This is a genomic window from Bizionia gelidisalsuginis, assembly GCF_008086185.1.
GTDB lineage: Bacteria > Bacteroidota > Bacteroidia > Flavobacteriales > Flavobacteriaceae > Bizionia > Bizionia saleffrena.
Genome location: NZ_VSKN01000019.1, coordinates 23,823 through 49,883, shown reverse-complemented (window position 1 = coordinate 49,883; position 26,061 = coordinate 23,823). Strand labels below are relative to the sequence as shown.

Sequence of the window (26,061 nt, the reverse complement as noted above, 5' to 3'; positions counted from 1 at the left end):
ACCAGCATTGCTTGATAACCAATCTTCTAAAGTTCCATCTGGAGTTACACCACATTGAATAGCTATATTTTCAACAGCGGTTGTATCGATAACAGGCGCCGTAGTATCTTCAATATTAATTGTCTGTTCTTGAGTTGTTGTGTTTCCACAAGCATCTGTTAGTGTCCAAGTTCTTATGAAAGACGATTCGTTAGCACAAGATTCGGCAGTTGAAGCACCATCAGTGTATGTTGCTTCTAAAGCAGCGTTTCCACAGTTATCAGCTTCATCGGTAACATCACCGGTTACTGTTAAGTCGGTAATATCTTCATCACATTCTAAAGTCACTGCAGCAGGAACCGTAAAGGTTGGCGCCGTAGTATCCTCGATGTTTATGGTTTGTGTTTGCGTATTATCGTTTCCACAAGCATCGGTTACTGTCCAAGTTCTTACAAATGAAGACGCGTTAGCACAAGATCCGGCAGTCGATGTTCCATCAGAATACGTCGCTTCTAAAACAGCGTTTCCACAGTTATCAGCTTCATCGGTAACATCACCAGTCAACGTTAAGTCGTTTACATCTTCATCACATTCTAAAGTAACTGCAGCAGGAACCGTAAAGGTTGGTGCCGTGGTATCTTCAATATTAATTATTTGCTCTTGAGTTGTTGTGTTTCCACAAGCATCGGTTACCGTCCAAGTTCTTATGAAAGACGATTCGTTAGCACAAGATCCGGCAGTCGATGTTCCATCAGTATACGTCGCTTCTAGAGCAGCGTTTCCACAATTATCAGCTTCATCGGTAACATCACCAGTCAACGTTAAGTCGGTAATATCTTGATCACATTCTAAAGTCACTGTTGCAGGAACTGTAAATGTTGGAGTAGTAGTATCTTCAATATTAATTGTCTGTTCTTGAGTTGTTGTGTTTCCACAAGCATCGGTTAGTGTCCAAGTTCTAATAAAAGAAGATTCGTTAGCACAAGAGCCAGCAGTTGAATTTCCGTCAGTATACGTCGCTTTTAAAACAGCGTTTCCACAATTATCAGCTTCATCAGAAACATCACCAGTTACTGATAAGTCGGTAATATCTTGATCACATTCTAAAGTCACTTCAGTTGGAACCGTAAAGGTTGGAGCCGTTGTGTCTTTAATGATTATAGTTTGTGTTTGTATAGTTCCATTTCCACACGTATCTGTTAAAAGCCATGATCTAATGAAAGATGATTCGTTAGCACAAGATCCAGCAGTTACTGGTCCATCAGTGTGCGTTGCTTCTAAACCAGTGTTAGCACAATTATCTGCTTCGTCTGTTACATCACCAGTTAATGTTAAGTCTGTAACATCTTGGTCACATTCTATAGTTACTTTAGGAGGTGCTGTAAATGTAGGAGCAATAGTGTCTTCTATAATGATTGTTTGAGTTTGAGTATTTATATTACCACATGCATCTGTTAATGTCCAAGTTCTAATAAAGGAGTATTCGTTAGCACAAAATCCTGTGGTTACTGCTCCGTCTGTATACGTTGCTTCAAGTGTTCCAGTATCACAATTATCAGCTTCGTCAGTGACATCTCCAGTTACTGTTAAGTCTGTAACATCTTCATCACATTCTAAAGTTACTGTTGCAGGAACCGTGAAGGTTGGAGCCGTCGTGTCTTTTATATGTATTGTTTGTGATGCATTCGTTTCATTCCCACAAGCGTCAGTAGCAGTCCAGTTTTTTGTAATTGAATATTCACCTTCGCAATCTCCAGCTGTTGTTACATCCTCGAATGTTAAAATCACTCGTAAATCGCAATTGTCAGCTCCTTTCGGTTCGGCCCACACAGGAACAGTATCACACTCTATTGTAGTTTCCCCAGGTAGAGCAGTTATTGTTGGAGGAGTAGTATCATTAATTAAAATAGTTTGAGTAGCATTTGCTGTAGAACCACAGTCGTCAGTTATTTTAAATGTTCTAGTTACAGTGATAGGACAAGATCCAGAAGCAGAATCTTGATAAGTTATACTTGCCACATTCTCTTCAGTAAAAACACCGCCTTCAGCAGTAAACTGTGCTTCAGTAATCGAATTTGGTGTTCCATTATATGATAAATCGGTTAAATTACCATTAGTAATATCGCTTGTAGAACACCCTTCAACAGTAATGCTTTCTGGTGCAGTAAGAACAGGAGCAATAGTATCGTTTACTAAGATATCAAAGTTTGCAGTTGCAGAGCAACTAGAATCTAAATCATTTACAGTAACTATATAATTACCCGCCGATAAATTAGAAATATCTTGAGTTGTTGAATTCGCTGTATCCTCCCAAGAATAGGTGTAGTTACCAGAACCGCCAGAAACATTAATATCAATAGCTCCATTACTCGTGTTATTACAAGAGTTGGGCGTGTTTGTAATCAAGGTTATGGTGATTTTATCGTAGACTTTTACCACGATTGGAACTCTATTCGGGCTCATACAACTAGCATCGATACCTTCGGCAACATAATAAGTTGTTGTTCCGGATGTCTCTGTATTAGGTGAAATCGATGATTGCCCATAAGTATTAGGGTTATTATCTGTATAATATAATAGTATATAGTCTGGATTAGAGGGGGTAGCCGTTAAAGGAATGGCAGTCTCGTCTTCACAATACTCAACATCTGTTGCTGTTGGAACCGATATAACTTCTTCTACATTAATTGTGAATTGGTAATAACACGTTGTCGATCCTGGGGGGATAGCATAATAAGTTCCTGATTGTGGAGGGAACGAATTAGAGCTGTTATATTGAATTGTATTGTTTGTTAAGGGGTATTCGTTATAAAATTGTGTTCCTGCCGGAAATTGAGGGGCAACCTCTATTACAGAAATAGGTGTAGAACCAATGTTACAGTAGTAAAAATCTTGAACAGCCGTGTAACTGCCACAATTCTCATTAACAAATTGTGTCGAGTTAATAGGTATTACGGTTGGAGTAGGTATAGGCTCTCCTAAACAATCTCCAGAGGTTTGATACCCTTGTATTAATGGTTGATTAAAAGTAGTTTGAGAGGTTTCTCCAATACCACTTATAGAACCTGTTAACGATACATTAGTACCACAATTAGCATTTACTAAAAGCGCACAATCTGTAGTTGCTAATAAATCAAAAGATAGGTAAGCTAAAACATCACCTGGATTATTGGGTAATGGTAAATCTCCAATTTCCCATACAATGGAACCTGTTGGCCCTAAAGTAATATCAAAGTATGGAGCAGGTACCGTGTTTAAATTTAAGGGAGGGTGAACAGTATAACTTATACTTCCAGCCTGATAGGTAGAAGTATAAGGAATAGGCAGCGTAATTACCGTATTGTTTGTGGTTTCCGTACCGTTATTTGTAATTTCTAAACCATATTGTACACCATCACCCGGTATTACTTCTAAGGGCACAGGATTTGGAGCATCATTTACTGTATTTGCAGTTAAAACACCATTAGTTTCTGGCACGTAAGCGTCCACAGAAAAAGTGACGTTATAAATTATATAAGTATCTCTGGTTGAGCCATATTTAAAACTTGCCGAAGTTTGGTTATTTGCAATTATATTATTGTTTGTATTATCAACATTAAACATACTAATATCCATACCAGTATTGTTTAAAAGATTAGGATTCCTAGTGTTGCCTCCGGTATAAATAGTAGAATTAAAGAAATTACCTGATGAGTTTTCAGGGTGATTTAAACTTACCCAATTATTACTTGTGTTTTTAATTCGAAAATAGTCTCCAGAAATATTTCTATCTCCTTCACCGGCCATCATTCCTAATTTAAAATTAACATCACCATTTTGAACGGCTTTAAATCCTGAGATACCAAAAGTATAATCAGCAACAGTGCTTCCTCTTACATAAGCATACCCATCAAAAACGGTAATATCTCGCCAATTCATTTCAGAATTTTCATAGACCACAACCATTCCCCAACCTCCGTAGTATCCTGTTCCTCCACCGTTTCCTTGAGAGGTTGCAATATCTGCGACAAAATACTCTCCAAGACCGCCGGCTTTAACAGGATCTGTTACTTCTATATAACCTGCAAACATATTGTTATCACCGGGATATTGAATATCATTTGCATTAGCCTCTAAGGTTGTATAAGACGACTGACCAGGAGTTTTAAATTTAACAGTTCTCCTCTCTAAGTTAGTATAATTGTTAGTATTTCTACCCGTCCAATACAAACCCGCATAAATAATGTTAGAACACTCAGGATTCGCACCATTTTCATCTGACAAGTTTAACGTTGCTGAAGATGAGTTGTCCGTAGAGTTATCATTATCAACATCAACATATTTCATTATATTGTTGTTACCAGTATTATCACCGTATGAACTTAATGTAAGGTTCGTGTTCCCTATCATAGTGAAATCACCACGAACATTATAGATCGTTTTTCCAGGAGAATAAACAGAAACTCTTGGGGTAAAGTTTTTTCTTACTTGGCCAAAAGAGTTTCCTACAAAAAAGAGTCCTATACAGAAAGCTATTAAAAAGCGAAAATTATTAAGAGTAAAATTTTTCATAGTTAGTACTATTATTAAGAAGGGATTTCTATTTTAATATATTGCAATATTACGTTAGAAAAACAGTTCGGTTTTGATAATTTTTTTTGGGTATCTAGTTTTGTTTCAATAATGTAAAACACATACTTTAGTGATTTAAACGCAGAAAGTTTTGAACAATCTATACGATCTAAATCGAAGTCTAAATCGGTTATTTTTATTAATAGCATTTCAATGGATTCAGAAAATCGAAACGGTTTATTTAAACGTGATAAATCAGCACTATTTATATATAATTTTTTAATGCCGTTTTCAGCGTTTAAAAAGTGAATTTGGTTGTCTTCAAAATAAGAGATACCAGATTTTTGATCCCCATAAAGTCTTAAAACAGGTTCCAATTTATTCTTAGAAACATAGGCTTTACTATTTAAGTTGGATTCTTTTAATACGACTGGTGTTTGCGCATAGCTGTTGTATGTTACATTTAAAACAAGTAAAAGAAGGAGTACTTTTTTCATATCCTGAAATTTTATTTTTATTACTTAGATTTAGCTGATTATCAATGTAAAAAATAATTTCATATTAAATTAACTACTTTTATTTCGTAAATTAATTGTAATACAACTCAGATTTCACTGTGAAAGGTGGGTAAATAGGTTAATGTATAAGAACAAAATTAGATTTGGGTATTGATAATAATAGCTGGTTACAAAATAAACCTGATTTTCAGCACAAAACAAAAAAATGAGGTAAATCACTTAAATAATCGTTAAAAGCGATTACTTAAGTAAATTAACGATAAAAGTATAAGAAAACACGATGAATAACGTAAAAATTTTAATTTTGATTAGACATTCGAAGTCATCATGGCGGCATAACGTGTCAGATATGCAAAGACCATTAAAAAAACGAGGCATTAACGATGCAAATTTGGTTTCAAACTCTTTAAAAGATGGGGCTTCAACTCCAAATTTCATTTTGTGTAGCCCGTCGAAAAGGACGCAAGAAACAGCACAAATATTTATAGATAATTTAGGGTTAAACACGGTAGATTTTAAACTTATAGATAATCTATACGATTTTTCAGGACATGAAGTTATTGAAGTGATAAAATCATGTGATGATATTTTAAATACAATAATGGTTTTTGGTCATAATAATGCCTTAACTGCTATTGCTAATAATTTTGGAAATGAGTACATTGCCAATGTTCCTACTTCTGGTTTTTTAGAAATACATTTTGAGACTTCTTCTTGGAAAAACCTAACTATGGGCCAGACAAAAAAAATAGTATTTCCAAAACATTTAAAATAATCAAATCAATACAATATATTTGTTACTAAATTCATTTTAATGGTTAAGAAAAATTCTAACAAAATATATATAAATCGCGAATTAAGTTGGTTGCAGTTTAATGCTCGTGTATTACAAGAGGCTTCAGATAAAACAGTGCCTTTAATTGAAAGACTGCGTTTTGTTGGTATTTTTTCGAATAATTTAGACGAATTTTTCAAAGTGCGTTACGCCACTATTAAACGAATAGATGAGGCAGGTAAAGCGGGTAAAAGTGAACTTGGAGGAATTACAGCTTCAGAATTGTTAGAGAAAATTACGCAAACCGTAATTACGCAACAATCTAATAGTCTACGAATTTTAAGCGCCATTCAAAGTCAATTAGAAAAAGAAAATATTTTCATCATAAAAGAAGACAATATTAATGAGGAACAGAAAGCGTTCATAAAACAGTATTACATTCAGAATGTTAGTCCGGCATTGGTAACCATTATTCTTAACGACTCTATAAAGCTTCCAAATTTAAAGGATAGTGCAGCCTATTTAGCGATTAAAATGACGCTAACAGATACTGATTATCAATATGCTCTAATAGAGATTCCTAAAAATATAAATCGTTTTGTCGCGCTACCTAAAATAGGTGACAAAAATTGTATTATAATGATGGACGATTTATTGCGTTATTGCTTAGATGATATCTTTAATATTTTTGATTATACTGCTATTTCGGCACATATGATTAAAATAACAAGAGATGCCGAGCTGGATTTAGAAAGTGATTTGAGTAAAAGTTTTATGGAAAAAATTAGCGATAGCGTTAAGGATAGGCAAGACGCCGAACCTGTGCGTTTTGTTTACGATAAAACAATCGATAAAAGCACTCTTAACTTTTTAATGAATAAAATGGGAATTGATGTGTCTGATAGTATTATTCCTGGAGGACGTTATCACAATCGTAGAGATTATATGGATTTCCCAAGTTTGGGACGTGCAGATTTATTATACGCAGCTATTAAACCATTACCAATTAAGGGATTGAGTTTAGAGACTAGTATTTTTACAGACATCGCAAAACAAGATTATTTACAGTATACACCCTACCAAACATTTGCATATACAGTAAAATTTTTACGAGAAGCCGCTCTAGATCCTAAAGTAAAAAGTATTAAAATTACTATTTATCGATTAGCACAAATTTCTCACGTGGCAAGTTCTTTAATAAATGCGGCTAAAAATGGTAAAAATGTAACCGTTTCTATGGAAATTCAAGCGCGATTTGACGAGCATGCGAATATTGAATATGCCGAGCAAATGCAACGTGAAGGCGTGACACTTTATTTTGGCGTTCAAGGTTTAAAAGTTCATAGTAAAATGTGTATTATAGAACGCGAAGAAGATCATAAAATAAAACGTTATGGCTTTATAAGTACTGGAAATTTTAATGAATCTACCGCCAAAATTTACACTGATTATACTTTGTTTACCTCAAATGATAAAATTTTGAAAGACATTAATAAGGTCTTTAATTTCTTTCAAGTTAATTATCGCATCTATCGATATAAACACATTATTACTTCGCCGCATTATACTAAAAATGCTTTTTTTCATTTAATAGATAATGAAATTGAAAATGTAAAAGCAGGAAAGCCAGCATATATAAGGCTAAAAATGAATAGCATTTCGAGCTATAAAATGATTGATAAGTTATATGAAGCGAGTAATGCAGGAGTAAAAATACAAATGATTGTACGCGGTATTTGCTGCTTGGTTCCAGGGGTTAAAGGGTTGAGCGAGAATATTGAAGCGGTTAGTATCATCGATAAATTTTTAGAGCACACACGACTTTACATTTTTTGTAATAATAATGATCCAAAAATTTATATTTCTTCAGCCGATTGGATGACAAGAAATATCGATAACAGAGTAGAGGTTAGCTGTCCAATTTATCAAGATTCTATAAAGTCTGAGATTATGGACACTTTCGATATTTGTTGGAACGATAACGTTAAAGCAAGAATATTAAACGAGACTCAAGATAATACGTATAAACGAAATAACGCCCCAAAAGTACGCTCACAGTTCGCTACTTACGAATATTTAAAAAACAAGCTTAATTAAAAAATATGCTTTCAATAAAAAAATATGGAGCAATAGATATAGGTTCTAATGCTGTCCGACTTTTAATATCTAACATCATTGAAGAAAAAGGTAAACCTGTGCGTTTTAAAAAGAGCTCTTTAGTGCGAGTTCCTATTCGTCTAGGTAGTGATGTCTTTTTAAATAACAAAATATCTAAGGATAATGTTGTTAGAATGATAGATACAATGCAAGCCTTTAAACTCCTGATGAAATCTCATAAAGTTGAAAAATATAAAGCGTGTGCCACCTCTGCAATGCGTGAGGCATCAAACGGAAAAAAAATAGCGGACTTAATTTTAGAAGAAACCAATATTAATATAGATATTATTGAGGGTGAAGAGGAAGCGGCCATTATTGCAGCAACCGATTTGCACGCCTTTATAGATACGAGTAAAACGTATCTTTATGTGGATGTTGGTGGCGGGAGTTCTGAGTTTAGTATTATTGATAAGGGGGAGAAAATAGTTTCAAAATCGTTTAAAATAGGAACGGTTCGTTTATTAAATGATATCGTTAAAAAAGAAACTTGGGGAGAGCTTGAAAAGTGGATAAAAGAGAAAACTAAAAATATTGATAAAATAGATGTTTTAGGTTCTGGAGGAAATATTAATAAAATTTTTAAGATTTCAGGTAAACCTTTGGGTAAACCGTTAACTTACTTTTATTTAACGTCGTATTACAATATGTTACAAACCTATTCTTACGAAGAAAGAATTACGGAATTAGATCTAAATCAAGATAGAGCAGATGTAATTATTCCAGCAACACGTATCTATTTATCGGCTATGAAATGGAGTGGAGCAAAAGATATTTATGTTCCCAAAATAGGGCTATCAGATGGGATTATAAAAAGCATCTATCACGAGACAGTTTTAAGCCATACAAAGTTAAAATAGTACAGTTCGTCTTAATAGTATTTCTTTTCTTAAAAAATTAATATATATTAGCTTGACCAAAATACAGTTAAATTTATTACATAAAATACACACCAAAAATTATGAAAAAAACATTACTTTTATTAGCACTAGTTATGTGCTCGTTTTATGGCTTTAGTCAAGATGCTTTATACGGAGTTAGAGCAGGTTTCAATATTTCTAACTTAGATTTCGATCCAGAAGTTCCGGCAGGTGTAGAAAATATGCACAGAAATGGTTTTGCAATTGGATTTTTTGGTGAATTTCCTATTTCTAAAGGATTTTCTATTGCTCCAGAAATTCAATTCTCTGCAGAAGGAGCTAAAGAAGAAGCGTTACGTTTAGACTTTATTCAACTTCCAGTGTTATTAAAATTTAAAGTATCAGATCGTATTGCTTTAGGAGTTGGTCCACAAGCAAGTTTAAAAGCACACGAATACCAAGACGGAATTCAAAACTTATCATTCTCAGGTATTGCAGGGTTTGAATATGCTTTAACGGATGAGTTCTTTTTAGATTTTAGATACTCTTATGGTTTAACTAACATTTTTGATGACGAAGTTGAACTAGAAGCAATAAACACTAATATGCAAATTGGATTTGGAGTAAAATTCTAAGCCAAACCTTAACATAATTAAAAAGCCAATATTTACTGAATATTGGCTTTTTTATGGGTGCTAAGTTCTAACCGTGAATACTTTGGTGTACGCTTAAATCTTTCATTATTTCAGCTTCAAACGCTAATAAGCTTTGCCATTTTTCATTGACTTCTTCAAGGTCTCCATACTGTCTTGCAAAGCCTAAAAACATAGTATAGTGGTTGGCTTCACTTACCATTAATTTTCTGTAAAATTCAGCCAAATCTTTATCTTCTAATTCTTCCGATAATAATCTAAAGCGTTCACAACTTCTGGCTTCAATTAAAGCAGCATAAAGCAATCTGTGTACTAATTGTGTTGTTCTACTGCCTCCTTTCGGGAAAAAGGCGATTAGCTTAGCGACATAGTCGTCTTTGCGATCGCGACCTAAAATCCAGCCGTTTTCTAATAACCTGTCGTGTACCATTTTAAAATGACTAATTTCTTCTTTAACTAAAGCTGTCATTTCCTGAACCAAATCAGAGTATTCTGGAAAACTTACTATTAAAGAAATTGCCGTACTTGCAGCTTTTTGTTCGCAAAAAGCATGATCGGTTAAAATATCTTTAATGTTTTTTTCTACGATGTTTACCCAACGCGGGTCTGTTGGTAATTTAAGTCCTAACATAATTATTATCTGTTTCTTTAATGGAAAATGTATTGTCTTTTTGAAAACGCAAAATATATTTTTTACAGCGTTTGTTGCCAGGTTTACAAAACTCTAGATAGAGTTGTGTAGTGTATAATAAGTCTTCGGGCGATTGAAGCAACTCTATATTCGTTAATATATAATCGGTTAACTGAACGTTAATTTGCTGTTCTAAAAACGTTGTATTGATAACTTCAGAGAATATTATTTTTTCTTTTTGAGTGATATCTAGATTAGCATTAAAACGTCTGTAATAGTGCTTTATAGAAAGCGCATCGGCTTTGTAGTACTTTATAATACTTGTCGATAAGTCCATATCCGAATAGTATTTTATTCTTACATTATACCCAGAAGCTAAGATCGTATCGTGTTGTATTTCTGTATAATTTTTTGGTGTGAATTGAATACGTTCAGAAAAAGAATCTAATAATTGGTGTCTTTTTAAAACCTCGCTAGACGATGTATGCTTGAGATCTTGTCCGTCACAACCGAGTACTAATAAGAGGACAATAGAAACGATAACAGCAAGATATTTTTTCATTTGAAATACAATTGATGCATTATAAAGATAATAGAATTAACGCAAAAAGGGAGTGTCTACCGATTATAAATCTAAATCGAAAGCCTTTCTAAGTAATTCTATATTAGGATTTTTTTCCTTCAACTTTTCGTATTTTTCGTCTGGAGTATAGGCAAATCTACTTTGCATAACTTCATTAACAGTAATTTCTAAGCTAATATCGAAGTTCTTAAGATTTTGTCTTAAAAACTGCATTAAATCATATTGCTGACGCTCAACTTCGACTTTATTTGTAGACGTAGGAAATGTAAGCTGAATTGTAGTGCCTTTCAATTTGGGCTTATCTATCGATAAAATAGAAGCTAAATTCATTTTACCATCGGTTTCTAGCTGTTTAATATAAGCGTTCCAAAACTCATAAAAATCGTCTTCGTGAAATTTTTCGCGAGGCAAATTTTCTTCATCCACCACAACATCCATCTGTTTAATAAGATGCTCTTTTTTTGTACGAATACTTTTTAAAGACAACCCCGAAGTGGCTTTCTTACCACTGTTCATTGTTATTTTTGGCGAAGGTTTACTTGGTGTCTCGCTGTGTTGCGATACCTGATTTTCAACTACAGTGGGTTTTGCAGGTTGCGCTTTAACTGCTGGTTGTTTTACCGGAATAGGTGTAATACCCAGTTTTTTGAAATAAGAGGGCGGGATTATGAAACGACTGCTATTTTTTTTTTCTCCATCGAAAGTGATAGAGGCAAGCTGCATTAAACAAAGTTCAACGAGGAGTCGTTGGTTTTTACTGGATTTATACTTTAAATCGGTGTCGTTAGCTAACTCAATACCTTTTAATAAAAATTCTTGAGTCGCTTTTTTAGATTGTTCTTGATATAATGCTTGCGTTTGTTCTCCAACTTCCAAGAGTTCTAATGTTGCAGGATTCTTGCAGACTAATAAATCTCTAAAATGGGAGGCTAATCCAGCAATATAATGGTGGCCATCGAATCCTTTCGATAAGGTGGTGTTAAATTGCATTAACAACTCGGGTATTTTGTTCTCGATAATTAAATCGGTACTTTTAAAATACGTTTCATAATCTAATACATTTAAGTTTTCTGTTACCGCTTGTCGCGTTAACTGTTTTCCTGAAAAGCTAACCACACGATCGAAAATGGATAAGGCATCACGCATTGCTCCATCTGCTTTTTGTGCAATTATATGTAAAGCATCGTCATCCGCCGTAATGCCTTGCTCGTTAGCAATATATTTTAGATACGCTTTAGCATCTTTAACCGTTATACGTTTAAAATCAAAAATCTGACAACGCGATAAAATGGTGGGTATAATTTTATGCTTTTCGGTCGTTGCTAAAATAAATATACAATGCTTTGGCGGCTCTTCTAAGGTCTTTAAAAAGGCATTAAAAGCGGCTTGAGATAACATATGTACTTCATCAATAATATAAACCTTGTATTTTCCTACTTGTGGCGGAATACGAACTTGATCGGTTAAACTTCTAATATCATCTACCGAGTTATTTGACGCCGCATCGAGTTCGAAAATATTAAAAGCGTAATCTTCTTCGCCAGTTTCATTACCGTCGCTGTTAATCATTTTAGCTAAAATACGTGCACAACTCGTTTTACCAACGCCACGAGGGCCAGTAAATAAAAGGGCTTGAGCTAAATGATTGTTTTCAATGGCATTTAATAAGGTATTTGTAATAGCGTTTTGGCCCACAACATCTTTAAAAGTTTGTGGTCTATATTTTCGTGCTGATACTACAAAATGTTCCATTGAAATCTATTTGAAAAACAAAGTTAAAAATTCGATTGTAATTTAGTAAGAATGATTTGCTAAATTAGTACAATTTATTAACAATTTGACTATTTTTGCAGTAAGTAAAGCGCCTTATCGCATCTTATTTATAAGATGAGGAAAGTCCGGACACCGTAGTGCAATATAGTGGTTAATCGCCACCAGTCGTGAGACTAGGAAAAGTGCAACAGAAAGAATGTACAGGTTATGCTGTAGTGAAACCAGGTAAACTCTATATGGTGCAATGCCATGTATACTAATGTTTGAGCGTGCACGCGCGATTGTTAGAGGGTAGGCAGCTAAAGTGTACTAGTAATAGTATGCTCAGATAAATGATAAGGGCTCGAAAGAGTACAAAATCCGGCTTATAGCTTTACTTATTTATACAAAAACCCTTCTTATACCATAAGAAGGGTTTTGTTGTTTTATAAAGTAATGGGAGTTAATACTCTTCTTCTTCTTCTTCTTCTTCTTCTTCGGTGATTTGTTCACCTTCAAAAAAACTGAAGACATTACCACCATAGCTTTTCGAGTAACTAAATTGTGGTAAATGAGATAGTGGCGTGTATTTAGAATGTTCTACAATTAATATACCGCCAGTTTCTAATAAGTTATTCTCGAAAACAAGCGTTGGTATTTTAACGAATGCTTCTAATGGAAAATCGTAAGGCGGATCGGCAAAAATAATAGTTGCTTTTTGTTTCGTGTTTTCTAAAAATTTAAACACATCACTTTTAATGGTCTTAATGGGCATTTCGAAACCTTCAGCGGTATCGTTAATAAACTTAATGCACCCAAAATCTTGATCTATCGCCACTATGTTTTCGGTACCGCGCGATGCAAATTCATAACTTATATTTCCTGTGCCCGAAAATAAATCTAATACCGAAATAGCGTCTAAAAAATATAAATTATTTAATATATTAAACAGTGCTTCCTTTGCCATATCTGTTGTAGGACGGACCGGTAATTTTTTTGGTGCGGTAATTCTTCTTCCTTTAAATTCTCCTGATATTATTCGCATTGTAAGCTTTTTATAAGTGTGAAATCTGAATAACTATTTACTGGTGTTTCAGAGTAATGGTAAGTGTCTAAGCGTTTTCCAAATGTAATATAACGAATGTACTTGTAGGCGATGGTGTATAAATCGTCGTTTTCAATTATAGCTCCTAAAAGTATCGTTTTAATAGTTTCTGGATTGAGTTGTAGTTGTTCGGTAGTGAATAATACGTAATAAATAAAATCTTCTGGCGTCGTGTATTCGAACGTGTTGTAGAGCACTAAATCGCCTTTTGTGACGGCTACTAACTGAAAATGGGTTTTCGAGACGTGTATATATAATTTCGAATCGTTAGCATTTGCTTCAGCATTTAAAATAGCTTCCACCAAAACGGTAGAGTAGTGCTTGAATGTAAAACTGCCAAATTTATCGTAAATATAGTTGTTGATATTTACATAAGGTAAATACACATTTACGCTATCGTTTATAGCAACAGTATCGAAAGTGATGTAATCTGTTTTTAATATTTTGATATTTAATTTTAAATAATCGACTAAAGCATCTTCATTAAAAAGCGCTTTTGGGACTAAAGTCGACCAATCATTTTCGTGAATGATAGTGATTTTATAAAAGGAATCTTTTAAAGCGTCTTCGGTTTCAAATTGCGTTTTAAGTGTCTCTAATAATTCATCTGGCGTTTGCTTTTTAGAGGCGCTGAAATGCTTTAAATGAATAATAGTATTTGTATCTGTGTTAAGAATACAAAAAGAAAGTCCATTCAAACCAAGTTGAATGGACAGTTCTTTAGTATGTATTTCGTTTAAAGAATTACTATTTTGTGTCATAAACTTTTGGCCAGTTACCATTAGTTTTTACTTGGTCCATAGAACCAACACGTATAGTATTTCCATTAATTTCTTCAACAGAATTTACTTGGTTTTCTTGAATGATGTAATCTCTTTGCTGATCGTGTAAAATGTCGCTTTTTAAGATAGACGCTTCAAAAACTGCTATTTTTTCACCGACATCTCCAAGCTCACCCGCTTCTAATTTAAATTTAGTACCTTCTTTTGCAAAAGGAACATTCATCATAGTTTTAAAACGTTCAGAAGATTTAAATAAAGAATCTTTTACACTAACAAAACCAAGTGTATCGATAATTCTAATATCTTTTTTCATTTCCACTCCACGATATAGTTTCGTTAATTCTTCGTCTATTATAGTAGAATCTCTACGCTCAATAATAGCATATTGCCCTGTTTCTATAAAGTGTACTAAACTATCGAAGTTATCTGTAAACTTTCCATTAACTTCATTATACGCTAATTCAGAATCTCTAATGTCTACTAGTTTCTCAATAACTTTAACATAACGCTTCTCTTTTACTTGGTTAAATAAAATAGGATTGTAGACCGACATAAAAGTTAAGTACCCTAAATAAGCTATTAGTACCCAAAGGACTATTGTTATAACTGGTTTAATTTTAATTGGTACATACTTATCTATTAGCCAGACTAAGCCAATAGTTACGAGTATTGCAGCGATTGCAATAAGAACAAATGTTATCATAATGATTCTGTTAAATTTAATTAATGATCTACGCAAATCTACAATTTTTTTTTATTCGTAAAAACCAATAAGACTAAAAATCATTATATCTTTGAAGAAAAGCATAAAAAAGAGATCTTTAAATGACCAATTCTGAATTTTATTCCCTTATAAAACAACAATTTCCGTTCGAACCAACTGCTAAACAAGATATTTTATTATTACAGCTTTCTAATTTTATTTTTAATGAGAATTCTGAAGAAGTCTTTTTACTTAAAGGGTACGCCGGAACAGGAAAAACAACAATTGTAGGAACGATAGTAAATAACTTGTCGAAAGCTAATAAAAGTGCGGTATTAATGGCGCCTACTGGGCGTGCGGCAAAAGTGATTTCTAATTATTCTAAGAAAGAAGCGTTTACTATTCATAAAAAAATATACTTTCCGAAGAAAGAAAAAGGCGGTGGTGTAAAATTTGTATTACAACCCAACAAACATAAAAACACCTTATTTATTGTCGATGAAGCATCTATGATCCCGGATACTCCCGGTGATTCTAAATTATTTGAAAACGGATCGTTGCTGGACGATTTAATGCAATATGTGTATTCTGGCCATAACTGTAAATTACTTTTAATAGGCGATACCGCTCAATTGCCACCGGTAAAGCTAGATTTAAGTCCGGCGCTAGACGAGAACACTCTAAGTCTTAACTATAATAAAGACGTCACAAAAATGGAACTTGACGAAGTGATGCGGCAAGGTCAAGATTCTGGAATTCTAGAAAATGCTACCGAAATTAGAGAGGTTATTGCTAGTAATTTTTTCGAAAGCTTTAAATTTAACCTTAAAGGGTTTAAAGATATAGTAAGATTAACTGATGGTTACGAGATACTTGACGCTATAAATGATTCTTACAGTACTTTAGGTAATGAGGAAATGGCAATTATTGTGCGAAGTAATAAGCGGGCCAATTTGTATAATCAGCAAATACGAAGTCGTATTTTATTTAATGAAAACGAGTTGTCGTCTGGCGATTATTTAATGGTGGTTAAAAATAATTATTTCTGGCTAAAACCTACAACAGAGGCTGGCTTTATTGCCAATGGTGATATTATTGAAATATTAGAAATCTTTAGTATTAAAGAACTCTATGGTTTTCGTTTTGCGGAAGTAAAAGTAAGAATGGTGGATTACCCTAATATGCAACCCTTTGAAACTGTTTTATTATTAGATACTATAGATGCTGAAACCCCCTCACTGCCTTACGAAGATTCTAACCGGTTGTACCAAGAAGTGCAAAAAGACTACGAGGACGAAACCAGTAATTATAAAAAGTTTTTAAAAATTAAAGGCAATCCACATTTCAATGCCTTACAAGTGAAATTCTCTTACGCTATAACGTGTCATAAATCTCAAGGTGGACAATGGAATACGGTGTTTGTTGAACAGCCTTATTTACCAAATGGTATCGATAAAGATTATATGCGTTGGTTATATACGGCCGTAACGCGTGCTCAGGAAAAACTGTATTTAATAGGTTTTAAGGACGATTTTTTTATTGAAGAGTAAACTGTGGAATACAGACTTTCCTGGTCTGGTGTGCCGCGCACTCTTTTAAACGCTAAATCAGGTTATTATATAACAGAGCACTTATTTGTTTATTTTAGAAGCTCAATCTTAAAAGCTATGTTATAACAGCGTGGGCCTTTTTAGTGTTGGTTTAGAAATCGGTTTTTTAGTAGCTGTCGATTTTCGCGGTTTTACACTTATTATCTATGCTAAGTTTGGCGGGTTATACCGTTATTTTGATAAGTAATGATTCTTGGCAATGGATTGGAAGTTTGCCTGCAGTATTAATTTTCGGGGAAGTGACTATTATTGATTTTTCCTTTTAAGTTTTATGAAAATTTTAAACGCCGTAAGGCTAGAATAGTCTATAAAATATCCTATTTTTGAAAAAGCAGATTTTGTTAAGAAAAGGCTACATATTTTAAAATTTTATACCATTTGATGAAAATAATTGCAATGATTCCTGCGCGCTATAAAGCCTCTCGTTTTCCTGCTAAATTAATGCAAGATTTAGGAGGCAAACCTGTTATTACGCGTACTTACGAAGCTACAGTAAACACTAATTTGTTTGATGATGTTATTGTGGTAACAGACAGTGATATTATTTATAACGAAATTATAAATACTGGAGGAAAAGCAGTAATGAGTAAGAAAGAACACGAATGTGGAAGCGATCGCATTGCTGAAGCTATCGAATTTATGGATGTAGATATTGTGGTGAATGTGCAAGGTGATGAACCTTTTACAGAAATTGAATCGTTAAAAAAATTAATCAACGTTTTTAAAAAGGATAGCGAAAAAGCTATTGATTTAGCCTCTTTAATGGTCCATATTACAGACGAATACGAAATTAAAGACCCCAATACGGTTAAGGTTATTGTAGATCAACAAAGCTTTGCACTGTATTTTTCGCGAAGTCCAATTCCTTATGCTAGAGATAAAGAAGTGGCTGTAAAGTATTTTAAACATAAAGGTGTTTATGCGTTTAGAAAAGAGGCATTAATGGACTTTTATCGTCTGCCAATGTTAACTCTAGAAGCTTCAGAAAAGATTGAATGCATTCGATATTTAGAATACGGTAAACGTATTAAAATGGTGGAAACAAATGTTCAAGGTGTAGAAATTGATACGCCAGAAGATTTAGAAAGAGCAAAAAAACTTTGGAAATAGACTATAAAAACATAAAAGTTATTGGTTTTGATGCAGACGATACCCTTTGGGTAAACGAGACGTATTTTCGAGAAGCAGAAAATGAGTTTTGCAAACTATTAAGTAATTTCGAGACCTTTAATAAAATAGATCATGAACTGGCTATAAAGCACATGCAACATTTGTCTCTTTACGGCTATGGCGTAAAAGGTTTTATGTTGTCTATGGTAGAAGTCGCTTTAGAATTATCGAACAACACGGTGTCTAGCAAAACTATTAATCAGATTTTAGACATTGGTAAAGAGATGTTAAATAAGCCGGTAGAGCTACTAGACGATGTCGAATTGGTATTAAAAGAATTATCGAAAAAATACAAACTAATAGTGGCCACCAAAGGTGATTTATTAGATCAAGAGCGCAAATTAGAAAAATCAGGATTGTTAGACTATTTTCATCATATAGAAGTATTAAGTGATAAAAAAGAAGCAAACTATTCGAAGTTATTAAATCATTTAGACATTAAACCATCGGAGTTTTTAATGATAGGAAATTCATTAAAATCTGATATTTTACCGTTAGTTAATATAAAAGCGAATGCTATTCATATTCCATTTCATACCACTTGGATTCATGAACAAGTAAAAGCATCTGAGACTAACGGCAAAGTCTATAAAACGATTAATACACTCAAGGAATTAACGGAGCTATTAAATTAAAATGCTGCACCGGTCTTTTAAAAAAATAGTTTACACGAATGTTTAGACAAAAAAAGTATATAAATTAAGAGTTAATGAGTTATAAAAATTTCCCTATGGTTTCCAAAGTGATCTTTGGACGCGGCTGTTTTAACCAGCTAGCAGATATTTTAAGTCCAAGGCGTTTAAATACAAAAGCACCATTTATATTCTTTGTGGATGACGTATTTAAAGGAAATTCGTGGTTAACCTCTCGAATTCCATTATCGTACGACGATAAATTAGTTTACGTTTCTACTAAAGAAGAGCCTAAAACCTCTCAGATAGATCAGTTGGTAGAAGATATTATACTAACGTATAAAGAACGCCCTTCTGGAATAATTGGAATAGGTGGTGGTAGCGTTTTAGATATTGCAAAAGCGGTGGCTATTATGCTTAATAATGATGGGGAATCTAAAGATTATCAAGGCTGGGATTTAGTAAATACGGAAGCCGTTTATCACGTTGGTATTCCTACTATTTCAGGAACAGGAGCAGAAGTATCTCGCACCACTATTTTAACTGGACCAGAACGCAAATTAGGAATTAATAGTGATTTCACGCCGTTCGATCAAGTTCTTTTAGATCCAGAATTAACTAAAGATGTACCAAAAGACCAATGGTTTTATACCGGTATGGATTGTTTCGTGCATTGTATCGAATCGCTTAACGGAACGTATTTAAATGCGTTTAGTAAAAGTTATGGTGAAAAGGCTTTAGAGTTATGTAAAGAAATTTTTATTGATAACGATTGTACTGATGAGGAATCGCAAGATAAATTAATGATGGCAAGCTGGCACGGTGGGATGAGTATAGCCTACTCCCAAGTTGGTGTTGCGCACGCGATGAGTTATGGATTATCTTACTTATTAGGTATAAAACACGGTATTGGAAATTGTATTGTTTTCGATCATTTAGAAGACTATTACCCGGAAGGTGTAGCACTTTTTAAAGTAATGAAGAAAAAACATAATATTACATTACCTCAATGTATTTGTGCAAACTTGTCTGACGAAGAATTTGATATCATGATAGATGTAGCCTTGAGTTTAGAGCCATTATGGGAAAATGCGATTGGCAAACAATGGAAAAAAATAATTACGAAAGAGAAATTAAAAGCGTTATATTTAAAAATGTAATATGCGTAAACTAGCTCTATTTTTATACTTCAAAGTTTTTGGTTGGCAAATAGTTGGTAATAAAAACTTTTCGAAGGATACAGTAAAAAAAGCAGTTATTATAGCTGCGCCACACACTAGTTTTTACGATTTTTTTGTAGGAATCTGCCTAAGAAAAATAGTCAATGTAAAAACAAATTTTATAGGTAAAAAGGAATTATTTAGGTGGCCTTTAGGTTTGTATTTTAAGTCTGTTGGAGGCGTTGCTTTAGACAGAACGCCAGGTCAAAATAAAGTGCAAGCGATTGCTTTATTGTTTAAAAATAAAAGAGAATTTAGATTAACATTAGCTCCTGAAGGTACTCGGGGCAAAGTTAAAGAATGGAAAACAGGCTTTTACTATATTGCCAAAGAAGCCAATGTGCCAATTATTATGTTTACTTTAGATTTTAAAAATAAACAAAATAAAATTTCAGAACCGTTTTATCCAACTCACGACAGTACTGCCGATCTGGCTTGTATTAGAAGTTTCTTTAAAGATGTTGTGGGTAAGGTGCCAGACTACTCTTAAACTATATATATATCTTTAATTGTTTAAAGCCAATGAGATAAAACTATCTGGAACGGGTGGTAATAAGGTAATTGTGTTTAATGAATATTTACTTTCAATTTCGGGATTAGTAGTATACAAATACTAATTTTAAACGAATATTTAGGCCATAAAAAAAGCTATCTACGAAAGATAGCCTTCTTTTAAGTATTTTAAACTGATTTAGATAACAAGTTAATCAGCACTATTTTCTTCCATAGTGTGATACACGTTTTGCACGTCATCATCTTCTTCAATTTTTTCTAACAGTTTTTCGACATCTGCCGCTTCATCAGGAGTTATTTTTTTTGTCACTTGAGGAATACGTTCAAAACCTGAAGATAATATTTCAATACTGCGCGATTCTAATTCCGCTTGAATTGCTCCAAAACTTTCAAAGGGCGCATAAATTAAAATACCATCGTCATCAGCAAAGACCTCTTCAGCACCAAAATCTATAAATTCTAATTCTAATTCTTCAGGATCTAAACCTTCAGCATCAATTCTAAAATTACACGTATGGTCGAACATAAAAACGACCGAACCTGAAGTTCCTAAACTCCCGTCGCACTTGTTAAAATAACTACGCACGTTAGCTACAGTTCTTGTGTTATTATCGGTTGCTGTTTCTACTAATATGGCGATACCGTGTGGCGCATACCCCTCAAAAACAATTTCTTTATAATCACCTAGACTTTTGTCGCTCGCTCGTTTTATAGCGCGCTCCACGTTGTCTTTAGGCATATTTATCGCTTTCGCATTTTGTATTATCGCTCTAAGCCTTGAATTGCTGTCTGGATCTGGGCCTCCTTCTTTAACAGCCATTACAATATCTTTTCCAATGCGTGTAAAGGCCTTACTCATTGCAGACCAACGCTTCATTTTACGTGCTTTACGAAATTCAAAAGCTCTTCCCATAGTATTTGTTTTATATTTTCTGTTTAGAAAATAGTATTTAATTAATGTTACACAAATTTAAAAATAAATATGAACTGCCTTCGTCTTTTCTTATAAACTAAGTAATAAAAGTGTGTAAAAATCGATTTAAAAGAGTTTTACAACGTCATCTGTTAACGCTATAGTTTCATATTATAGTCGGTTCTATAATGCATTTACCATAGTTTGTAAAAGCTAGATAATTTAACAACGTACATTTTAATTGTTGTCCTTAAATTATAAATTAGACAAAAACCGGATCGCGATTGCGCCCGAACTGATAAATCACAGTATTTAATTCTTTTAATATTAAAGTTTAAAGTCCATGTACGTAAGGACTATCCTTAAATTATTCCTCTTCTTCTTCTTCAACAATCAATTCAATGGCTTCTGCTAATTTAAAATCTTTTAAAGTCACACCATCAACGTCGTGAGTATTTAAAGAAATTTTAAGCACATTATAAACATTAGTCCATTCCGGATGATGGTTTAAAGCTTCACATTCAAAAGCAATTCTGCTCATTGCGCTAAAGCAATCTTTAAAGTTTTCGAATTCGAATTCTGCGTGAATAGCATTATCGTGATATTCCCATTCTGGAAGGCGTATTAATCGTTTTTCAATATCTTCTTCTGATAATTTTGACATAATAGATGTGTTTTTTGTAAGGTGAATATGTGCTAATAAAATTACGTTATTTTAAATGAAATCGGTTGTATTTTATACCTTTTTAACTGTAGTTATAAAATGAATGACACCTTAAATTTTAATAGTCCAACTCTTCTAAAATTAGAGTGCTCTCTAACTGAAGGTGTTTTGGAAGCGTGTTGCTTTTGGCTAAAATGGCTAAATATCTGTTATCGTTGGTGGTAAAAACCTGTTTAATTAGTGGCCTATTTACGCCTAAAGCCTCAATAATCTCTTTTGTAAAGTCGTCGTGATGCACCAAATCGGTGCTTCCTAAATGAAATACGCCATATTTATTTTGGTTTATGATATAATGAATCTGTTGGGTTACTTTAGTATCGGTGGTAACATTCATTATTAAATTGGGAAATACTTCTACCGGAAGTCCTTCTTTTACAAACGCTTTAATTTCTTTAATTCGCGGTGATTGCGCTCCAAAAACCATTGGCAATCGTAAAATTGCTACTTGATGAATAGGCAAACGCAGCAGCATATTTTCAATTTTTATTTTAAAATGACCATACGAGCTGTGACTTAGTGTTTTGTCTAATTCGTAACTAGGGAATTTACTGTAAGCATCAAAAACATTGGCAGACGATAAATAAATAAGTTTAGCATCGCTAACTATAAGATATTCTGCGATATGGTGGTGCGCAATAATCTGGGCTGAGAAATTGCCGCGTAGCGCCGAAATTATAATAGTAGGCTGTACGGCTTCTAAGATTTCGAAGATATCATCCTCTTCAAAATTATATTGAAAATAATGTTGATTTTTATCGTAGCTATAATTGTCCGTTCGGTAGGTTCCAAACGTTTTAAAATAGGGGCATAGTTCCTTATAGATGGCTTCACCTATAAAGCCGCTGGCGCCTAGAATTAAAATTCTATGTTTGGTATTTCTTTTTATCATTACCCGTTTAACGTTTAAAAAATAGATAAATTGGTTTGCGAAGTAAATTGCTCTAAGGCTTGCATTCCTATTAACGAGTTGCCTCTAGGATTTAATCCTGGTGCCCAAGTAGAAATTATAAAATTATTGGGTAATAGGGCAACGATACCGCCACCAACACCACTTTTTCCTGGTAATCCTACCTCGAAAGCAAATTCACCGGCCTCGTCATAAAACCCGCACGTAAGCATAATTGCATTGATACGTTTGGCTTGCTTTTTAGTAATATGTTTTTTACCCTTCATACATTTTCCACCGTTGGCGAATAAATAAAAGGCTTTAGAGAGTTGCGCGCAACTCATTTCTAGAGAACATTGATGAAAATAAAAATCTAGAACGTCCTCAACTTTGTTATTTAAATTATTGAAGGATTTTAAAAGATAAGCGGCAGCAAAGTTGTTAAAGCCTGTACTTTCTTCAGAATCGGCTACCTTAAAATTATATTTTATGGTTTGATCGTTAGTTATATCGCGAACATAGTTTAAAAAATCTTCTTTCGGGTTTTCTAAGTGTGAAACTAAAATATCTGCAATTACCAGAGCTCCAGAGTTTATTAGAGGGTTTCTAGGAATCCCGTTTTCTAGCTCTAATAAGGATAAATGGTTAAAAGGATTTCCTGAAGGTTCCACATCAACACGTTCCCATATTTTATTGTCCTCGTAAGCAATAGCTTTGGAAAGGGCTAATACTTTAGAAATACTTTGTATGGAAAAGGGCGTAAAAGCATCGCCGGCAGAAAACGATCTGCCGTCGACGTGTTGCATAAATAGTCCAAGGGTATTCACATCCTTTTTCGACAACTCGGGAATGTAAGAGGCCACAATACCTTTTACTTCTTCCGCTTTTAAATCGTCGTGTATGCTATTTAATATACCTTGAAAATCTACCATAACTTATCTTTTATGCTTTGTAAAACGGTGGTTTTACTATGGTTGCAGGAATGGCCTTTTTTCTAATTTGTATGTATATTTTTGTACCTGTTGTAGCGAGTTCTGTTGGTACGTAGCCTAAACCAATACCCTTACCTAAACTAGGAGACATTGTTCCAGAAGTTACTATACCAATAGCTTTACCATCTGCGTCAACAATCTCATAATCGTGTCTTGGAATACCGCGCTCATCTAATTCGAAAGCGATTAACTTACGTTTTGGTCCGCGTTCTTTTTCGGCTTTTAAAGCTTTAGAATTTGTAAACTCTTTAGTAAACTTAGTAATCCAACCTAAACCAGCTTCTATAGGAGAGGTGGTGTCACTTATATCATTTCCGTAAAGGCAATATCCCATTTCTAAACGCAACGTGTCACGGGCAGCTAAACCAGTTGGTTTTGCACCAGCTTCAGTTACTTTATCCCAAATTTGTTTTACTTCAGTATTTTTACAATAAATTTCGAATCCGCCACTTCCAGTATACCCTGTTGCCGAAATAATGACATCGTCAACACCTGCAAAAACGCCAACTTCAAAGTTGTAAAACTTTATAGCCGATAAATCGTGATTTGTTAAGGGTTGCATTTTTTCGACAGCATTAGGCCCTTGAATAGCTAGTAAAGAATAGTCTTCGCTTAAATCGCGAAGTGTTGCACCAACATCGTTTTTAGACGCGATCCAGTTCCAATCCTTTTCAATATTACTCGCATTTACTACTAATAAATATTGATCTTCTTTTAATTTGTAAATAAGTAAATCGTCTACCACACCGCCGTCATCATTTGGTAAACACGTATATTGCGCTTTCCCAACCTTTAATTTAGAAGCATCATTACTACATACTTTTTGTAATAAATCTAAAGCGTGTTCGCCTTCAACTAAAAATTCACCCATATGCGAAACATCAAAAACACCACAGTCTTTTCTAACTGCTTCGTGTTCGATATTTACACCGTCGTATTGTACAGGCATATTATAACCAGCAAAAGGAACCATTTTAGCTCCAAGAGCCTCGTGAGTAGATGATAATGCAGTATTTTTCATAGGTATAAGCTTAAAGTGCTATTTTGTTATTAAAATGTGATTGATTTTTGCCAAAGGTATCGAAAATTATTCGTTTTCGTAAAACGACTTAGGCATTAAAACGGTGTTACACTTATTTCTTTTGCTTTTTACTGAAGGGCTTATAATAATTCGAAAAAATTGCGTTTCCCTATTTTTATTTTAAGTTCTTTTTTGAGTTTAATTGTTGTAAACGGTGCTTTTATTTTTTCGTTATTTATCTGAACAGCTCCGCTTTCTATTAACGTCGAATGGCAGAATTGGATAATTCGCTTTTTAAGGCTTTACATATATCTAAAAGAGTTATAACGTTTGAAGCTAATTTTAAAGCTATAATTGAAACAGGTTCAAAAATTTTCTCATTAAACCCTCTATTTTGAAACTGATTTTCGAAAAACAGTTCTGCAGCCGTTGCTTCCGATTCATTATATTACTGACTTATTATATTTTTCGCAATGTGTTTTTTTAGAGTCATCGGGTTTGTTCCTGCGCTTATGTCTTTTAAAAATAATGCTTTCTTAACCTCTGAAAAACCTGTAGCAAGCTGTAAAAACTCTGGGATTAAATCGTCTGGCATTGATAAAGTTTTTCCAAACATATCATTGGGAGAATCTATTAATCCTATTATATTGTTTTAGGATTTACTCATTTTCTCTTTACCGTCTAAACCGCGTAGTAACGGCATACACATTACAATTTGTGGTTCTAAATTGTGGCTTTCTTGAAGCTGTCTTCCCATTGTGCAGTTAAAAAGCTGATCGGTGCCGCCCATTTCAATATCGCAGTGTAATTGTACAGAATCGTAACCTTGTAAAATAGGGTATACCATTTCGTGCATTGCGATGGGTGTGTTTTCGTTGTAGCGTTTGTTAAAATCTTTTCGGTGTATTATTTGGGTAACAGTCACTTTAGAAAGGAGTTGAATGACATCAGAAAATGAAAGTGCATCTAACCAATCCGAATTATAAACAATTTCGGTCTTATCGATGTCTAAAATCTTAGATAACTGATTAATGTATGTTTCAGCATTGAATTTAATGGCTTCGATACTTAACGGCTTCCTACTTTTATTTTTACCTGTAGGGTCTCCAATTCGCGCGGTAAAACTTCCCACCAAAATAATAACCTGATGGCCCTGATCTTGAAATTGTTTCAGCTTTTTCAATACCACTGTATGACCCAAATGCAAATCGGGTGCAGTAGGGTCAAAGCCTAGTTTAATTTTTAACGGACGCTGTTCCTTTTTAGATTGTAATAGTTTGTTTTTCAAACCATTTACAGGTAGTGTAATTTCTACGTTTTATTGTAAATTTTTA

Annotated in this window: 24 protein-coding genes and 1 other RNA gene; 10 read left to right on the top strand and 15 right to left on the bottom strand. The window is 33.8% G+C overall.

The genetic code is table 11. The features are described 5' to 3' along the window. Positions 1–4,530 (bottom strand): SprB repeat-containing protein (locus ES677_RS12315; protein ID WP_148381404.1); only part of this gene is annotated, 4,530 nt, incomplete at its 3' end. 14 nt (positions 4,531–4,544) lie between these two features. Next, positions 4,545–5,027: a hypothetical protein gene (locus ES677_RS12310; protein ID WP_148381403.1), complete on the bottom strand. Its 483-nt coding sequence runs from the start codon at positions 5,025–5,027 to the stop codon at positions 4,545–4,547. Between the two features lie 301 nt (positions 5,028–5,328). Here ES677_RS12310 and ES677_RS12305 point away from each other — a divergent pair, with 301 nt between their 5' ends. The 4 genes from ES677_RS12305 (at position 5,329) to ES677_RS12290 (ending at position 9,472) form a co-directional block, all read left to right on the top strand. Continuing rightward, positions 5,329–5,823 carry a SixA phosphatase family protein gene (locus tag ES677_RS12305; protein ID WP_148381402.1) on the top strand — a complete coding sequence of 165 codons (495 nt, stop codon included), beginning with the start codon at positions 5,329–5,331 and terminating at the stop codon, positions 5,821–5,823. Positions 5,824–5,862: 39 nt separating this feature from the next. Continuing rightward, entirely contained in the window at positions 5,863–7,920 is a 2,058-nt protein-coding gene (gene ppk1, locus ES677_RS12300) for a polyphosphate kinase 1 (protein ID WP_148370877.1), read from the top strand. A gap of 5 nt (positions 7,921–7,925) precedes the next feature. Next, a complete protein-coding gene (locus ES677_RS12295; protein ID WP_148370876.1) occupies positions 7,926–8,837 on the top strand; it encodes a Ppx/GppA phosphatase family protein in 912 nt (303 codons plus the stop codon). A gap of 101 nt (positions 8,838–8,938) precedes the next feature. Then, positions 8,939–9,472 (top strand): porin family protein, encoded by a 534-nt coding sequence (locus tag ES677_RS12290; protein WP_148370875.1) that lies wholly within the window; start codon positions 8,939–8,941, stop codon positions 9,470–9,472. A gap of 67 nt (positions 9,473–9,539) precedes the next feature. Here ES677_RS12290 and miaE read toward each other — a convergent pair whose 3' ends face one another. From miaE to dnaX, 3 genes are all read right to left on the bottom strand, one after another. Further along, on the bottom strand, positions 9,540–10,121 hold the full coding sequence (miaE, locus tag ES677_RS12285) for a tRNA-(ms[2]io[6]A)-hydroxylase (protein ID WP_148381401.1): 582 nt from the start codon (positions 10,119–10,121) through the stop codon (positions 9,540–9,542). After that, the gene (locus ES677_RS12280; protein WP_148381400.1) at positions 10,108–10,683 is read right to left on the bottom strand and encodes a hypothetical protein; all 576 of its coding nucleotides are present in this window, start codon (positions 10,681–10,683) and stop codon (positions 10,108–10,110) included. The genes miaE and ES677_RS12280 overlap by 14 nt, the downstream gene beginning before the upstream one ends. Before the next feature lie 63 nt (positions 10,684–10,746). Next, a complete protein-coding gene (gene dnaX, locus ES677_RS12275; protein WP_148381399.1) occupies positions 10,747–12,456 on the bottom strand; it encodes a DNA polymerase III subunit gamma/tau in 1,710 nt (569 codons plus the stop codon). 101 nt (positions 12,457–12,557) lie between these two features. On the opposite strand from dnaX, the gene rnpB reads away from it, so the two are divergent. Next, positions 12,558–12,861: RNase P RNA component class A (gene rnpB / locus ES677_RS12270), an RNA gene on the top strand. A gap of 58 nt (positions 12,862–12,919) precedes the next feature. Here rnpB and ES677_RS12265 read toward each other — a convergent pair. From ES677_RS12265 to ES677_RS12255, 3 genes are read right to left on the bottom strand one after another with little or no spacing between them, the layout of a single operon-like run. After that, on the bottom strand, positions 12,920–13,501 hold the full coding sequence (locus ES677_RS12265) for an RsmD family RNA methyltransferase (protein ID WP_148381398.1): 582 nt from the start codon (positions 13,499–13,501) through the stop codon (positions 12,920–12,922). Continuing rightward, on the bottom strand, positions 13,492–14,322 hold the full coding sequence (locus tag ES677_RS12260; protein ID WP_148381397.1) for a DUF3822 family protein: 831 nt from the start codon (positions 14,320–14,322) through the stop codon (positions 13,492–13,494). Before ES677_RS12260 ends, ES677_RS12265 begins: the two co-directional genes overlap by 10 nt. Further along, on the bottom strand, positions 14,309–15,046 hold the full coding sequence (locus tag ES677_RS12255; RefSeq protein ID WP_148370869.1) for a hypothetical protein: 738 nt from the start codon (positions 15,044–15,046) through the stop codon (positions 14,309–14,311). Before ES677_RS12255 ends, ES677_RS12260 begins: the two co-directional genes overlap by 14 nt. 122 nt (positions 15,047–15,168) lie before the next feature. On the opposite strand from ES677_RS12255, the gene ES677_RS12250 reads away from it, so the two are divergent. From ES677_RS12250 to ES677_RS12230, 5 genes are all read left to right on the top strand, one after another. Further along, on the top strand, positions 15,169–16,596 hold the full coding sequence (locus ES677_RS12250; protein WP_148370868.1) for an ATP-dependent DNA helicase: 1,428 nt from the start codon (positions 15,169–15,171) through the stop codon (positions 16,594–16,596). A gap of 441 nt (positions 16,597–17,037) precedes the next feature. Continuing rightward, the gene (kdsB, locus tag ES677_RS12245) at positions 17,038–17,766 is read left to right on the top strand and encodes a 3-deoxy-manno-octulosonate cytidylyltransferase (protein WP_148370867.1); all 729 of its coding nucleotides are present in this window, start codon (positions 17,038–17,040) and stop codon (positions 17,764–17,766) included. Then, positions 17,757–18,461 carry an HAD family hydrolase gene (locus ES677_RS12240; protein ID WP_148370866.1) on the top strand — a complete coding sequence of 235 codons (705 nt, stop codon included), beginning with the start codon at positions 17,757–17,759 and terminating at the stop codon, positions 18,459–18,461. Before kdsB ends, ES677_RS12240 begins: the two co-directional genes overlap by 10 nt. A 74-nt stretch (positions 18,462–18,535) precedes the next feature. After that, entirely contained in the window at positions 18,536–19,618 is a 1,083-nt protein-coding gene (locus ES677_RS12235) for an iron-containing alcohol dehydrogenase family protein (protein ID WP_246124528.1), read from the top strand. Between the two features lies 1 nt (position 19,619). Then, positions 19,620–20,168 carry a 1-acyl-sn-glycerol-3-phosphate acyltransferase gene (locus tag ES677_RS12230; protein WP_148370865.1) on the top strand — a complete coding sequence of 183 codons (549 nt, stop codon included), beginning with the start codon at positions 19,620–19,622 and terminating at the stop codon, positions 20,166–20,168. Positions 20,169–20,381: 213 nt separating this feature from the next. Here the strand turns inward: ES677_RS12230 and ES677_RS12225 are convergent, their stop codons facing one another. The 7 genes from ES677_RS12225 to tyrS all read right to left on the bottom strand — a co-directional run bounded on the left by ES677_RS12225 (position 20,382) and on the right by tyrS (position 26,015). Next, a complete protein-coding gene (locus tag ES677_RS12225; RefSeq protein WP_148370864.1) occupies positions 20,382–21,104 on the bottom strand; it encodes a YebC/PmpR family DNA-binding transcriptional regulator in 723 nt (240 codons plus the stop codon). Between the two features lie 367 nt (positions 21,105–21,471). Continuing rightward, on the bottom strand, positions 21,472–21,768 hold the full coding sequence (locus tag ES677_RS12220; protein WP_148381396.1) for a 4a-hydroxytetrahydrobiopterin dehydratase: 297 nt from the start codon (positions 21,766–21,768) through the stop codon (positions 21,472–21,474). 118 nt (positions 21,769–21,886) lie between these two features. Continuing rightward, entirely contained in the window at positions 21,887–22,717 is an 831-nt protein-coding gene (locus ES677_RS12215; RefSeq protein WP_148381395.1) for a sugar nucleotide-binding protein, read from the bottom strand. A 14-nt stretch (positions 22,718–22,731) separates the two neighbouring features. Then, positions 22,732–23,646, bottom strand: a complete 915-nt coding sequence (locus tag ES677_RS12210) for a glutaminase (RefSeq protein ID WP_148370861.1) — start codon at positions 23,644–23,646, stop codon at positions 22,732–22,734. Positions 23,647–23,656: 10 nt separating this feature from the next. After that, entirely contained in the window at positions 23,657–24,727 is a 1,071-nt protein-coding gene (gene gcvT, locus ES677_RS12205; RefSeq protein WP_148381394.1) for a glycine cleavage system aminomethyltransferase GcvT, read from the bottom strand. A 448-nt stretch (positions 24,728–25,175) separates the two neighbouring features. Continuing rightward, complete coding sequence (locus ES677_RS15695; protein WP_246124527.1) at positions 25,176–25,322, bottom strand: hypothetical protein; 147 nt, start codon at positions 25,320–25,322, stop codon at positions 25,176–25,178. Between the two features lie 57 nt (positions 25,323–25,379). Next, positions 25,380–26,015, bottom strand: a complete 636-nt coding sequence (tyrS, locus tag ES677_RS15690; protein WP_246124525.1) for a tyrosine--tRNA ligase — start codon at positions 26,013–26,015, stop codon at positions 25,380–25,382. Positions 26,016–26,061 lie beyond the last annotated feature (46 nt).

Coding starts and splice junctions, on each gene's coding strand:
- ES677_RS12310 (WP_148381403.1), bottom strand. CDS start 5,027: ATGAAAAAAGTACTCCTTCTTTTACTTGTTTTAAATGTAACATACAAC.
- ES677_RS12305 (WP_148381402.1), top strand. CDS start 5,329: ATGAATAACGTAAAAATTTTAATTTTGATTAGACATTCGAAGTCATCA.
- ppk1 (WP_148370877.1), top strand. CDS start 5,863: ATGGTTAAGAAAAATTCTAACAAAATATATATAAATCGCGAATTAAGT.
- ES677_RS12295 (WP_148370876.1), top strand. CDS start 7,926: ATGCTTTCAATAAAAAAATATGGAGCAATAGATATAGGTTCTAATGCT.
- ES677_RS12290 (WP_148370875.1), top strand. CDS start 8,939: ATGAAAAAAACATTACTTTTATTAGCACTAGTTATGTGCTCGTTTTAT.
- miaE (WP_148381401.1), bottom strand. CDS start 10,121: ATGTTAGGACTTAAATTACCAACAGACCCGCGTTGGGTAAACATCGTA.
- ES677_RS12280 (WP_148381400.1), bottom strand. CDS start 10,683: ATGAAAAAATATCTTGCTGTTATCGTTTCTATTGTCCTCTTATTAGTA.
- dnaX (WP_148381399.1), bottom strand. CDS start 12,456: ATGGAACATTTTGTAGTATCAGCACGAAAATATAGACCACAAACTTTT.
- ES677_RS12265 (WP_148381398.1), bottom strand. CDS start 13,501: ATGCGAATAATATCAGGAGAATTTAAAGGAAGAAGAATTACCGCACCA.
- ES677_RS12260 (WP_148381397.1), bottom strand. CDS start 14,322: ATGACACAAAATAGTAATTCTTTAAACGAAATACATACTAAAGAACTG.
- ES677_RS12255 (WP_148370869.1), bottom strand. CDS start 15,046: ATGATAACATTTGTTCTTATTGCAATCGCTGCAATACTCGTAACTATT.
- ES677_RS12250 (WP_148370868.1), top strand. CDS start 15,169: ATGACCAATTCTGAATTTTATTCCCTTATAAAACAACAATTTCCGTTC.
- kdsB (WP_148370867.1), top strand. CDS start 17,038: ATGAAAATAATTGCAATGATTCCTGCGCGCTATAAAGCCTCTCGTTTT.
- ES677_RS12235 (WP_246124528.1), top strand. CDS start 18,536: ATGAGTTATAAAAATTTCCCTATGGTTTCCAAAGTGATCTTTGGACGC.
- ES677_RS12230 (WP_148370865.1), top strand. CDS start 19,620: ATGCGTAAACTAGCTCTATTTTTATACTTCAAAGTTTTTGGTTGGCAA.
- ES677_RS12225 (WP_148370864.1), bottom strand. CDS start 21,104: ATGGGAAGAGCTTTTGAATTTCGTAAAGCACGTAAAATGAAGCGTTGG.
- ES677_RS12220 (WP_148381396.1), bottom strand. CDS start 21,768: ATGTCAAAATTATCAGAAGAAGATATTGAAAAACGATTAATACGCCTT.
- ES677_RS12215 (WP_148381395.1), bottom strand. CDS start 22,717: ATGATAAAAAGAAATACCAAACATAGAATTTTAATTCTAGGCGCCAGC.
- ES677_RS12210 (WP_148370861.1), bottom strand. CDS start 23,646: ATGGTAGATTTTCAAGGTATATTAAATAGCATACACGACGATTTAAAA.
- gcvT (WP_148381394.1), bottom strand. CDS start 24,727: ATGAAAAATACTGCATTATCATCTACTCACGAGGCTCTTGGAGCTAAA.
- ES677_RS15695 (WP_246124527.1), bottom strand. CDS start 25,322: ATGCCAGACGATTTAATCCCAGAGTTTTTACAGCTTGCTACAGGTTTT.